10 protein-coding genes are annotated in these 13,096 nt (G+C 38.5%); 6 read left to right on the top strand and 4 right to left on the bottom strand.

Features of this window, described 5'->3' with window-relative positions:
* Window positions 1-102: 102 nt before the first annotated feature.
* Together EA341_RS10825 and EA341_RS10830 are read right to left on the bottom strand one after the other, a co-directional pair.
* Window positions 103-870, bottom strand: a complete 768-nt coding sequence (locus EA341_RS10825; RefSeq protein ID WP_293014064.1) for a C4-type zinc ribbon domain-containing protein — start codon at window positions 868-870, stop codon at window positions 103-105.
* Between the two features lie 3 nt (window positions 871-873).
* Window positions 874-1,974 (bottom strand): Nif3-like dinuclear metal center hexameric protein, encoded by a 1,101-nt coding sequence (locus tag EA341_RS10830; RefSeq protein WP_293014066.1) that lies wholly within the window; start codon window positions 1,972-1,974, stop codon window positions 874-876.
* A gap of 41 nt (window positions 1,975-2,015) precedes the next feature.
* Between EA341_RS10830 and lpxK the strand changes: the two genes are divergently transcribed.
* The 5 genes from lpxK to EA341_RS10855 all read left to right on the top strand — a co-directional run bounded on the left by lpxK (window position 2,016) and on the right by EA341_RS10855 (window position 8,784).
* Window positions 2,016-3,065: a tetraacyldisaccharide 4'-kinase gene (gene lpxK / locus EA341_RS10835; RefSeq protein ID WP_293014068.1), complete on the top strand. Its 1,050-nt coding sequence runs from the start codon at window positions 2,016-2,018 to the stop codon at window positions 3,063-3,065.
* Window positions 3,062-5,032 carry a putative porin gene (locus EA341_RS10840; protein ID WP_367127311.1) on the top strand — a complete coding sequence of 657 codons (1,971 nt, stop codon included), beginning with the start codon at window positions 3,062-3,064 and terminating at the stop codon, window positions 5,030-5,032. Before lpxK ends, EA341_RS10840 begins: the two co-directional genes overlap by 4 nt.
* A 2-nt stretch (window positions 5,033-5,034) precedes the next feature.
* Complete coding sequence (locus EA341_RS10845) at window positions 5,035-5,646, top strand: tRNA-(ms[2]io[6]A)-hydroxylase (RefSeq protein WP_293014117.1); 612 nt, start codon at window positions 5,035-5,037, stop codon at window positions 5,644-5,646.
* A 203-nt stretch (window positions 5,647-5,849) separates the two neighbouring features.
* Window positions 5,850-7,094 carry an ABC transporter permease gene (locus EA341_RS10850; protein ID WP_293014070.1) on the top strand — a complete coding sequence of 415 codons (1,245 nt, stop codon included), beginning with the start codon at window positions 5,850-5,852 and terminating at the stop codon, window positions 7,092-7,094.
* A complete protein-coding gene (locus tag EA341_RS10855) occupies window positions 7,087-8,784 on the top strand; it encodes a GMC family oxidoreductase (protein WP_293014072.1) in 1,698 nt (565 codons plus the stop codon). The genes EA341_RS10850 and EA341_RS10855 overlap by 8 nt, the downstream gene beginning before the upstream one ends.
* On the opposite strand, the gene EA341_RS10860 is transcribed toward EA341_RS10855, so the two are convergent.
* Together EA341_RS10860 and mtaB are read right to left on the bottom strand one after the other, a co-directional pair.
* Window positions 8,777-9,130, bottom strand: coding sequence for a DUF805 domain-containing protein (locus tag EA341_RS10860; RefSeq protein WP_293014074.1), 354 nt, complete (start codon window positions 9,128-9,130; stop codon window positions 8,777-8,779). The two genes, EA341_RS10855 and EA341_RS10860, sit on opposite strands and share 8 nt — an antisense overlap.
* Window positions 9,131-9,229: 99 nt before the next feature.
* A complete protein-coding gene (gene mtaB / locus EA341_RS10865; protein ID WP_293014076.1) occupies window positions 9,230-10,549 on the bottom strand; it encodes a tRNA (N(6)-L-threonylcarbamoyladenosine(37)-C(2))-methylthiotransferase MtaB in 1,320 nt (439 codons plus the stop codon).
* 232 nt (window positions 10,550-10,781) lie between these two features.
* Here mtaB and EA341_RS10870 point away from each other — a divergent pair, with 232 nt between their 5' ends.
* Complete coding sequence (locus EA341_RS10870; RefSeq protein WP_293014079.1) at window positions 10,782-12,944, top strand: glutamine synthetase III; 2,163 nt, start codon at window positions 10,782-10,784, stop codon at window positions 12,942-12,944.
* Window positions 12,945-13,096: the final 152 nt, after the last annotated feature.

Genomic DNA, 13,096 nt, shown 5'->3' on the forward strand with positions numbered 1-13,096 from the left:
CTTGAATAATTAGATAGTAGAAAGTCTAAATTTATAGTTTATTGAGCATAAAAAAAAAGTCCGAAATATCTATTTCGGACTTTCAATTTATGAATCAGCCTGTTAGGACCTGCTGCTTCTTTTCTTTTTTACTGGTTCTTCCTCGATCTCGTCTTCAACTCCAGCGAATATTCTTCCACAATGCTCACACACAATAAGCTTTTTCTTTTCTCGAATATCTGCTTGCCTTTGTGGTGGTACAATATTGAAACAACCTCCACAAGCACCTCTTTTAACCATCACCACAGCCAAACCATTTTTGGCATTGTCTCTGATCTTGTTATAAGATTTTAAAAGCCTGTCTTCAATTTTTTTGGTTGCTTTCTCTCTGTCGTTTTTGAGCTTAGATTCTTCGTTTTCACTTTCAGAAACGATAGTATCCAATTCTTTCTTCTTTGTGTCAAGATCTTTTTGTCTTTCACTTAAAACTTCTTTCAAAGCCTCTACATCGGTGTTTTTACTCTCAATTCTAGCTTGAGATTCTCCGATTTTTTTCTTTGAAACCTGGATTTCAAGATCTTGAAGTTCAAGTTCTTTGGTGATGGCGTCATACTCCCTGTTGTTTCTGACATTCATCTGCTGCTCTTGATATTTCTTGATCAGCTTTTCAGATTCTTTGATATTTTCCTTAAAGGTTTTAATATCATTTTCAAGGCTACTAAGATCATTATTGAATTTCTCCAATCTTGTCTCGTATCCTATTATCTCATCTTCAAGGTCTTGGACTTCTTCTGGAAGGGCTCCTCTAACTTTAAAAATTGCGTCGAGTCTGGAATCTAATTTTTGAAGGTTTAATAAGGCTTCAAGCTTTTGTGAAACTGTACTTTCCATGTACTATATATAAGTTATGGGATTCGTAACTACTTTTGTCAAATAGAGTGCAATATTACTAAAATTTTGCGACAATAAATCCCTGAGTAGGTCTTTTGTGTAAATTTCACTTTCATAATGGCCAATATCGCAAATAATAAGCTGATTTTCAGCATCAAAGAATTCATGGTATTTTACATCTGAAGTTATAAAAACATCAGCTCCAGAGTTTTTGGCATCATTGAGCAAGAAAATCCCCGCTCCCCCACACACTGCTATCTTTTTGATAGGTCTGTCAAGTAAATGGGTGTGTTTTATTATTTTGAGGTTCATTTGTTTTTTGAGATACGATAAAAAAGCTGCTTCATCCATTTCAAAATCCAGTTCACCTACCATTCCTGCACCGACTTCCTGATTTTCATTTTCAAGCTTGGTGATAAAGTATGCAACTTCTTCATAAGGATGGGCTTTTTTGAGTGCTGACAAAACCTTCCTTTCCAAGTATGAAGGCAAAAGAACTTCTATCCTTAGCTCCTCTTCCTCGTGAGGTTCCCCTTTCTGCCCTTTGTATGGTTTAGACTTTTCCGACGGTGTAAAGGTCCCTATACCTTTACATTGGAAACTGCAGTCACTGTATTCACCAATCGCACCTGCACCTGCCGCAAACATTGCTTGGCTTACATCATTGACTGCATCAAGAGGGCAGAATGTCACCAATTTAGAAAGCAATTCTTTTTTTGGCCTAAGAATTCTTGTTTTGTTCAGGCCCAGGATATCACATATTTTTTTGTTTACGCCATGTGCTACATGATCTAGATTGGTATGTATGGCAAAAATCGCTATGTCGTTTTTTATGGCTTTTACGATAGTTTTTTCAACGTAATTTTTTCCTGTAAAACTTTTAAGCCCTTTGAAAACAATGGGGTGGTGGGCAACAATCATGTTGCACCCCAGATCTATGGCTTCATCTACAACAGCCTCAGTTGCATCCAAGCTACATAAAACGCCTTTTAATTCATCTTTTGGGTTGCCTGTGATCAATTGTGCGTTGTCATAAGACTCTTGGTAGCTAGGAGGAGCTATTTTCTCCAAATAAGAAACAATATCCTGAATCGTGTAAACCATATTTTTTCCATTACTTTGTCCCAAAATAAGTAAAATTATCCATGCGATGGTATGATCCTTTGCTCTATCCTTTAAGCTTATGTTACGATGCGGTTACCAAAGTCCGCAATCGGATGTTTGACTTGGACATTAAGAAAAGCCATAATTTTGAAGTTCCCAATATTGTAGTAGGGAACTTGAATGTTGGGGGATCCGGAAAAACTCCCATGGTTGAGTTTTTGGTGGAGCAGTTTGCCGAAAAGCACCAATTGGTGGTTTTGAGCAGAGGGTACGGGAGAAAGACTAGTGGTTTTTTGATGGTCAATGAAAACCTTGGGCCATTAGAAGTAGGAGATGAACCGTTTCAAATTTTTTCAAAATTCAAAGAAAAAATTCAAGTAGCAGTAGGTGAAAAAAGAGTTTCAGCAATTGCCAGTATTTTGAAAAATTATCCTGACACTGATCTCATTTTATTGGATGATGCGTTTCAACACAGGTATTTAAAAGCTGATTTTTATATTTTACTGACGACCTATCAAAAACCTTTTTTTGATGATCAGGTTTTGCCTCTTGGTAGGCTAAGGGAATCAAAAATGGGCGCCAGCCGGGCAGATGTGGTGGTGGTAACCAAATGTCCGTCAGATATGGGAGCCACAGAGAGAAATAGCTACAAGAACCGGATAGCGGAATTTACTTCAGCAAAAACTATTTTCTCTATGATCCAATATGGAGAACCTATTTCCGTTTTGGAAAATGGCATTCATGTCAAACCTAAAGCAATTGTGGTATCGGGGATTGCCAATGACAGTTTGTTTGTCCAAGAATGCGAAAGGAGGTTTGAGGTGGTTGAAAAAATAAACTATAAAGACCATCATGAATATAAGGTTTCGGAAGTAAAACACATCATAGGTTTGGTAGCTTCACATAAGGATTGCATGGTTATTACCACCGAAAAGGATGCTGTAAAACTAAAAAAACCAAGCTTTCATGATTATTTGGTAGAAATTCCGATTTTTGCCTTGCCGATAAAAATAAAAATGACTGAAAAGGATCAAAAATATTTGCTCAGTCAAATATCAAATATGATCGCCGAAAAAGCCTACCGTCTGTGAGATTACGATTTGCCATTTTCTTTTTGATATGCGCTTGCCTGATTGGTATTGAGGTAAAAGCACAGATACGGCCTATCAGTCCGACTACTACACCTCCTGGTCAGCAAAATCAGGGCATGCAGCAGCGTCAAGAAAGGGATCCTGAGCAAGAAATGCAGCAGGAATCAGGTGAGAGAAAAAAGCTTATTGATGATTCAACAAAGATGGTCTTTGGGCCAAAGACGACTTTGTATTTTTTTGAAAAAGATGTCAAACGAAATAAAGACATCAAACATGAAATTGATACACTGCTTAATAATTTTCATTATTACGAACCTGTAGCCAAAACCGGTTGGAAATACCAGGACTTAGGTAATATAGGCAGTGCTGCCCAACCTATTTTCTATCAATCACCCAAAATGATTGGTGTGACATCAGGATTTCATGCCTACGACCTCTATCATAATTCGTCTGACAGCATGAAGTATTTTGATTCCAAGTCTCCCTATACTGAAATGAATGCTTTTTGGGGAGGTGGAAACAGGAATATGCTTGATTTGGCTTTTGCCAGAAATGTGAATCCAAGATGGAATGTTGGTTTCAATCTGAGTACCATCAGAGCGAGAAAAACACTCAACCCCAATGCCAGAGATGATAATTTGACTGATCAGAACTCATACTCCCTGCATACCAATTACCGGTCAGAAAACGGGAAATATTTTTTATTGGGGAATTTTTCAAGGATGAAGCATCAGGTAAGGGAGCAAGGAGGCATCATTCCTCCTGAGATTGATGAAACATCTATATTGTTTGCCTACGAAGATGCAAAAGTATGGCTTAGGAATTCTAGGGCAGTAGATTTAAGGCAGGAATTACATCTTTATCATGAGTATGAGTTGTATAAAGGTCTTCAGGTTTATCATGTGTTGGACCGCAAAATCCAACAAATGGATTTTACTACTAATTTAAGGACGGGTGATTCTACTTATTTTAATTTGACCAATCCTGTCCGTTATAATACAACGGATAGTACCGCCAATAATTTCCGGTTTACCGAATGGAGAAACGAAGCAGGGTTTAAAGGAGATTTAGGACCGGTTTTTTACAATGCCTTTATCAGGTATAGGACTGGTAATATGTCCAGCCAATTTATGGTCAATCCAAATGGATTTGACGAATTGTACTTGGGAGGTGCCCTGAGAGGCGAAATTAACCCTCAATGGAAGTTTGAAGCAGAAGGAGAATACCTGCTTCCCGGAGCTTTCCGTATACACGGCTTATTCGTTTCGCCTTGGTTGGAGGCTTCATACACCAAAGCCCTTTACAAACCTACCTCAATCCAGCAACTCAACAGAGGCAATCATCATCGCTGGTCAAACAGGTTTGATAATATAGGCCTGGATCAGGTCAAGGGGGTTATCAAGGCAGATTTCAAGCATTGGAGCCTAAGGCCGAGTGTCACGATTAACAGAATCAATAATTATGTCTTTTTTGACGAAAATCAGCAAGCTGCACAGGCAAATGCGGAAGCATTTATGTTGATTCCTGGTTTGACATATTCCTTTAACCTCAGGAATAAATTTTTCTGGGAGTCTGAATTATATTACACTTTACTTTCTGGTGGAGGGGCTGAAAATTTCCGGATACCGGAGTTCTTTGCCAACAGTAGGATATTCTACGATAGCCCAATGTTTGATGAAAACCTATTCATACAAATTGGATTTGAGGGGAGGTTTAGAAGTGATTATTTTGCGGATGCCTATAATCCAGCCTTGCAAAATTTCCATTTGCAGAATGATTTTCTTGTTTTGGCTTATCCTGTGGTTGATTTTTTTCTTAATGCAAGAATCAACAGGACTAGGATATTGGTAAGGTTCAACCACCTTAATATCAATACCCTGAGTGAGCCAGGATATTTCGTTACCCCATATTATACCGGTCTCAAAAGAGCACTTGACATAGGAATCAGTTGGCCTTTATTTGATTGATGATGAACTGGATAGAAAGTACCAAAGAAAAAATGCTCAGCTTAAAGCTTCCCACAGATCCCAGGTGGGTAAATATTGCTGAAATGAATATTGAGGATATCTTGGTAGATCATGCCTATTGCGAGCAAAAAGCAGCCTCTTCATGCATTTCTATGATTGTACTGTTCAATGAGTTTGAGAAATTGGTGGATGAACTTACTCCTGTGGTTGCTGAAGAATGGGGGCATTTTGAGCGGGTTTTAGAACAATTGAAAAAAAGAGGTTTTAAATTGGGTAAAGCCAGGAAAGACGAATATGTCATCAGGTTGAAGGATTTCGTCAAAAAAGGAGGAAATAGAATTCAACAGGTAACAGAGCTGTTGATGATGAACGCATTGATAGAAGCCAGAAGTTGTGAGAGGTTCAAGCTCCTTTCCAAAAATATTCAAGATGAAGAATTGAAGGCATTTTACTATGAGTTGATGGTGTCTGAAGCCGGACACTATGTTAATTTTCTGGAACTTGCCAGGTACTATGGAGAGCCCGAAAAGGTGGAAAAAAGGTGGAAGGAATGGTTACAATATGAAGCTGAAGTCATCAAGGGCCTTGAAATTAGGGGGGATAGGATGCATTAATCTTGGTTCTGGGATTTTCTTAGGCTATGCATTATGAAAATTCAGGATTCAAACTCTACCGTGTTTAAGTTGAAGATTATTTGAGTTTATACAAGATTTTTCAGTCAAAATTTATCAAAGGTTAATTATATCGGATCTAATTTTTTAATATTAAAGCTTCATTGCATTATACATGCAATATTCTGTACAAATATGGACACGTTATGAATCTTGCAGAAAATATAAGAGAGTCTCTGAAGTCAGTTAAGGTCAATTTACTCAGGACCATTCTGACAGGTACTATCATTGCGATAGGAATTACTTCTTTGGTAGGTATGCTTACAGCGATTGACGGAATCAAAGCACAGATCGATGAGAGTTTTTCTGGCCTGGGTGCTAGTAACTTTGACATCAAGTCAAGAGGTTTTTCGGGCGGTAGAGGAGTAAGAGATGGTGTGGCAGAGCGGAATTTCCCGCCTTTACGCTATAAGGATATGCTTGAATTTCAGCGCGAATTCAGTAGCACTGGTCCATCAACTGTGTATTCTACGGTCAGTTCAGCAGTCGAAGTGAAAAGGGGTTCAAAGAAGACTAACCCTAATGTACGTGTGACAGGTGGGGATGATCAGTACTTAAACTTAAAAGGTCTTAAAGTAGATAGCGGACGTAACTTTAGCAACACTGAAATAAGGTATGGGAACAATGTCTGTATCATTGGTCAGGACGTTTTGGAAACCCTTTTTGATAAAAATGAAAACCCTATAAATGATTACATTACATTTTTTGGAAGAAGATATACAGTAGTAGGTGTATTGGAGAAGCAAGGCTCGGTAGGAGGTGGCTCAGGAGCAGATAGGGCCATTTTTATTCCTGTAGAAAATGCGAGCAGGTTAGATACCAGAGGTACTTTCCGTTATTCCCTTACCGCCAAAGGGACAGATCCATTACAGTTAGATTACGAAATGGGACAAGCCACTGGTATTATGCGGAAAATCAGACAAGACAGGATTGGGCAGGAAGATTCTTTTGAAATCACCAAGAGCCAATCGGTAGGTGAGAGTTTAGAACAGGTAGCTGGATATTTGAGGATTGGTGGATTTGGGATTGGGTTTATAACCTTACTCGGTGCTGCTATCGGTTTGATGAATATCATGATGGTTTCCGTTACAGAGAGAACCAGAGAAATCGGTATAAGAAAAGCACTTGGTGCCACACCTTTGAGGATCAGACAGCAATTTTTGATTGAGGCTATAGTGATCTGCTTATTGGGAGGAGTACTAGGTGTGATTTTGGGCATTGGAATTGGAAATATTGTGGCCAATACTATAGGTCCGGGAGGATTTTTAATTCCATGGTTTTGGATTTTGGTTGCATTTATCATTTGTATAGTAGTCGGACTTGCATCTGGATATTTCCCAGCCTATAAAGCAAGTAAATTGGATCCCATCGAATCATTAAGGTATGAATAATGGAAAAAACACTTTTGATGCCATAGTTATAGGCTCAGGAATCAGTGGGGGTTGGGCAGCCAAAGAGCTTTGTGAAAAAGGTTTGAAAACTTTAGTTTTAGAAAGAGGTAGAGATGTGCAGCATCTTAAAGATTACCCAACCATGACTTCACATCCATGGGATATGCCTCACAGGAATGCTATTACATTAAAAGATAAAGAGGAAAATCCGGTAATAAACCGTTGTTATGCTTACAAGGAAGATACGGAACATTTTTTTGTAAAAGATTCAGAACACCCCTACAAACAAGAAAAACCTTTTGATTGGGTGAGAGGATATCAAGTCGGAGGGAAATCTTTGATTTGGGCCAGGCAAACCCAACGTTGGAGTAAGTATGATTTTGAAGGGCCGGCAAGAGATGGTTTTGCAGTTGACTGGCCGATCAGGTATGATGATATCGCTCCTTGGTACAGTTATGTAGAAAAGTTTGTAGGTATAAGTGGCAATAGAGATGGTGTTGAAACCCTCCCAGATGGAGAGTTTTTGCCTCCTTGGGAGATGAACTGTGTAGAAAAAGAGGTCAGGGATAAGATTATGGCCCATTATAAAGACCGCTTTGTGATGATTGGGCGCTGTGCACACCTTACTAAGCCTGCTGAGCATCACCTGAGTCAAGGGAGAGGTCAGTGTATGGCAAGGAACCAGTGCTATAGGGGTTGCCCTTTTGGGGCATACTTTAGTTCTAATTCTGCCACACTCCCCGCCGCTGCAGCTACGGGAAACCTTACTGTAAGGCCCCATTCGGTGGTGCATTCGATCATATATGATGATCAAAAAGAAAAGGCTACAGGTGTCAGAATAGTGGATTCACTCGATGGTAGCAGCAAGGAATATTTTGCAAAAATTATTTTCCTGAATGCCTCTGCGCTGAACTCTAACCTTATTTTGCTCAACTCTACCTCTGGAAGGTTTCCGGCAGGTTTAGGAAATGACAGTGGGGTATTGGGCAAGTATATTGCATTTCACAATTATAGGGGGAATATTGCAGGGGATTATGAAGGTCCAGCCGACAAATATTATTTTGGAAGAAGGCCAACGGCCGTGATGATGCCTAATTTTAGGAATGTTAAAAAGCAAGAAACGGATTTTTTAAGAGGATATATGTCTTTTTACACCGCAGGAAGGCAGGGCTGGGGTGCTCAGAAGAATGTACCTTTTGGGGAAGAGTTCAAAGAAAAAAACTCAGTTCCCGGAGATTGGTCGGTTTTTATGATGATGCAGGGAGAAACTGTCCCGATTGAATCCAATCAGGTAAATTTGGATCCTTTGGAAAAGGATAAATGGGACATACCTCTTTTAAATATCAGCGTAGATTATACAGAAAACGATGAAAAACTTCTATCGGACTTTCTCAACCAGGGTTCTGAAATGCTCGAAAAGGCAGGCTGCAAAAATATAAGGTCTTGGGACACCCATCAAGCACCTGGGCTTGATATCCATGAAATGGGTGGGGTCCGGATGGGTAGGGACCCCAAGGCTTCAATGTTGAACGGATGGAATCAGATGCATAGCTGTCCCAATATTTTTGTAACAGATGGTGCCTGTATGACATCTACAGGCACTCAAAATCCGTCTATAACCTACATGGCACTTACTGCCAGAGCGGTTGCATATGCTGTTAATGAATTAAAAAAGGGTGAAATTAAATGACGTCTGTTTTTCTTGGTTCTTCTCCAAATTCATTTTTTTCATGTTGACCTTCCTTGATACCCAGCCAAATAAAACCAATAAAATTGATTGGAGGTGGAATAAGAAGGTATAAAGCATACTTCCAATCCAAGCCTATATCATGAAGTCTTTTAATTGCCTGAATCAAAAGCAAAATGATGGTAGTGATAAGTACTACACCAAAAACTATAAATGAAACAATATCATTTATATCGTATGCTTCGTACATTTTTATTAAGGCTAAAAGGTTGGTCCAGTAAAAGACAATAAAAAATAGCCAATACTTTCTTCTGCTTATTCTCCCTTCTGGGTTAAAGAAACTGCTCATGATTGTTTGGTTTTTTTGTACATCAATATAACATTTTTGAACAGGAAATGTTCAAAAATGTATGTGAAATGTTCTAAAAATGTAATGAACGCAAGTTAATCAGTGACTTTCATATGCTATTTCCGGTTCCCAAACTTCTACATTTCCTTTATCATTGACTTCACTTAGCGTTACTTTTTTCAATTCATTGATCAGTATCGGGTCGTATTTTGCAGCTATTCGGATATAATTATCGGTAAAGCCATGCATTTTCCCGTCTTCTATATCTTCTTCAAATAGCACCGTAAAAGTCTTGCCTAAATTTTCTTCGTAGAATTTTCTCTTTTTCTTTTCGGAAAGGATTCTCAACATTTTTGACCTCTCATTCCTGACCTTTATGGGAACGATGTCCTCCATTTCGGTAGCCCTAGTATTGGCACGCTCGGAATAGGTGAAAACATGCAAATATGAAATGTCAAGCTCATTTAGGAAATTATATGTTTCGAGAAATAGCTCGTCAGTTTCTCCTGGAAATCCTACAATAACATCTACTCCTATGCAGCAGTCTGGCATCAGAGTTTTAATTTTGGTTACCCTGTCTTCATATAATTCCCTCAGATATCTTCTACCCATACTTCTTAGAATAGTATTGCTACCGGATTGAAGGGGGATATGAAAGTGGGGGACAAATCTCTTTGAAGTGGATACGAAAGAGATGATTTCATTGGTCAAAAGATTAGGTTCAATAGAAGAAATCCTGATCCTGTCAATTCCTTCTACTTCGTCTAAGGCGCGTACCAGGTCTTCAAATTTTTCTTTTCTTTTGCCTTCCTTAATGCCGAAGTCACCAATGTTTACACCTGTCAATACGACTTCTTTGACATCAGTTTTCGCAATTTCTCTGGCAGATTGCAAAATGTTCGCAATACTGTCACTCCTACTTTTGCCTCTTGCCAAGGGTATAGTACAGAAAGCACAGCCATAGTTGCATCCGTCCTGGACCTTTAGAAATGTCCTGGTCCTATCATTGATTGAATAAGCATTGTTGAAAGTGTTTGCCTCTTTGATCTCTGAAGCAAGTACTTTGGTTTCCTGTTCTTTGGCAAATCCATCTAACAATTCGATGAGACGGAATTTTTCAGCAGCTCCCAAAACGGCATCTACACCTTTTATTTCAGAAATTTCATTCGGTTTCAGTTGTGCATAACATCCTATAATGGTCACATAAGAATTGGGAGAGATTTTTTTGGCCTCTTTGACAATTTTCTTACACTTTTTGTCAGCATTCTCGGTAACAGAACAGGTATTGATGATGAAAATGTCGGGGTTTTCCTGAAAATCCACCTTTTGATAACCTTTCGCTTCAAACATCCTGCTAATAGTGGAGGTTTCGGAATAGTTTAATTTACAACCCAGCGTATAAAATGCTACTTTTTTCACTTCAATCTGATTTTTTCAAGCCTCAAAGGTAATCAATATTGCCAAGTTTTCAATTTTCTATTTAGAGAGCCATTTTGGTACTTTATTGAGGCTATATCAGTAAAAAAGACCCATTTTTTTTAAAAAGAATGTAAATATTTGGGAAAATGGCACTAAAAAACACCCATGACCTTTAAATTTGATATTATTTCTTATTTTTGCAAGTATAAAATCAAACCACTTATTGTAAAAAATGGCAACTTTAAGACAAAGTGCGCTTCTGATAGCGCAAGGAAGACAAAAAGTCACGGTCGTTCCACCATCAAGCAAAATTTCAGACTTCTATGGGAGCAATGTATTTGGAGTAAAGCAAATGCAAGAATCTTTAGCCCCATCAGTTTTCAAGAAAGTTGTAGAAGCAACTGAAAGAGGCGGGAAAATAGATCCATCCACAGCAGAAGAAATAGCATCAGCTGTAAAAACCTGGGCACTTTCAAAGGGAGTTACGCATTATACGCACTGGTTTCAGCCTCTTACAGGTTCTACTGCTGAAAAGCATGATTCTTTTTTCGATGCACACGCAGGAATTGAAAAATTTAAGGGTTCAGCTTTGGTTCAACAGGAACCAGATGCTTCATCCTTTCCAAATGGAGGTATAAGATCTACCTTTGAAGCAAGAGGATATACAGCATGGGATCCTTCTTCTCCCATTTTTATTTTTGATAAGACATTGTGTATACCTACAATTTTTGTAGCCTATACTGGTGAGGCCCTTGATTACAAAACACCTCTACTAAAATCCATGGAGGCTATCAATAATGCAGCCGTGGAGATTTGCCAGTTGTTTGATAGGAATGTAAAAAAAATAACCCCTTCATTGGGAGTCGAGCAGGAATACTTTGTGATAGACAAAGCTCTTTTTGCTACCAGACCTGATTTGGTTATGTCTGGTAGAACTGTTTTTGGCCATAATCCTGCGAGAGGCCAACAATTGGATGATCATTACTTTGGTTCTATCCCTACCAGGGTGAAGGACTTTATGATGGACTTTGAAATCGAAGCACTTAAACTTGGAATACCTGTTTCAACACGACACAACGAAGTAGCTCCAGGACAATTTGAGGTAGCGCCTTTGTTTGAAGAAATCAATAAGGCTGTTGACCATAATCAATTGTTGATGGACCTTATGGATAAGGTAGCTGAAAAGCATAACCTGAAGGTGTTGTTCCACGAAAAGCCATTCGCAGGTGTCAATGGAAGTGGTAAGCATAACAACTGGTCTCTGATTACGGATACCGGAGTGAATCTTTTCCAGCCAAGTAATTCTGCAAGAGAGAATCTTCAGTTTTTAACTTTTGTCATCGCTACCGTAAAGGCAGTATATGACAATGCAGATTTATTGAGATCATCCATTGCCTCAGCAAGTAATGATTTCAGGTTAGGCGCAAATGAAGCACCTCCTGCTATCATGTCCGTTTTCTTAGGATCTACTCTAACTTCCGTATTGGATGAATTGGAGAAAAACGGTAATGTCAAAATAGAAAAGGGAGATAACATGTATATGAAATTGGGTATCTCCAAGATTCCTGAAATCATCCTTGATAATACAGATAGAAACAGGACCTCTCCGTTTGCCTTTACAGGTAATAAATTTGAATTTAGGGCAGTTGGTTCAAGTGCCAATTCTGCAGGGCCAATGACTGTTTTGAATGTGATTGTGGCTGAGGTGCTTCGTTCCATGGCCAAAGACATAGAAAAAGAAATCGCATCCGGTAAGGAAAAGAAAATTGCAGTAGTCAATGTCCTTAGGAAATACATTAAAGATTCAAAGAAAATAAGATTTGAAGGTGACGGTTACTCAGAAGAATGGGCTAAAGAAGCTGAAAAGAGAGGACTTTCTAATTTGAAAAGCACTCCTTATGCTTTGGATACCTATTTGGATAAAAAGACTATCGAAATATTTGCCAAGCATAATGTTTTAAGCCAAGTAGAACTTCATGCAAGACATGAAATCATGTTGGAAAATTACCTTAAAAAGGTACAGATTGAGTCCAGGGTAATGGGTGATTTGGCTTTGAATCATGTTATTCCTACAGCCATTCAATATCAAAATAAGTTGATAGAAAATGCCAATGGATTGAAAGGTCTGGGATTAGACAACACTGCTGCTATTGATACAATTAAAGAAGTCAGTAGGCATATTGAAAACCTGAAGCAAGATGTCATGGATATGATCGATGCTAGAAGATCATTGAATAAAGAGGAAGACATTGTCAAACAAGCTAAGGGATACTGTGACGAGGTCAAGGAAAAGTATTTCGATAGAATTAGATATGCGGCAGACAAATTAGAGCTTTTGGTTGATGATGAATTCTGGCCATTGGTTAAGTATAGAGAAATGTTATTTATTAAATAACAGATTCGGATTTTTGAAAGTCAAAAAACCTGTGGTCTTTATTGCCACAGGTTTTTTTTGTGTAAAATCCTGATAAGCTACCATTTGGTGATAAAAAATACCCAATATTGGGTATTGTTTCTATATAAACTTATTATTACTTTTCTATTCGT

The sequence above is a fragment of the Mongoliibacter sp. genome, from assembly GCF_007692705.1.
Lineage (GTDB): Bacteria > Bacteroidota > Bacteroidia > Cytophagales > Cyclobacteriaceae > Mongoliibacter.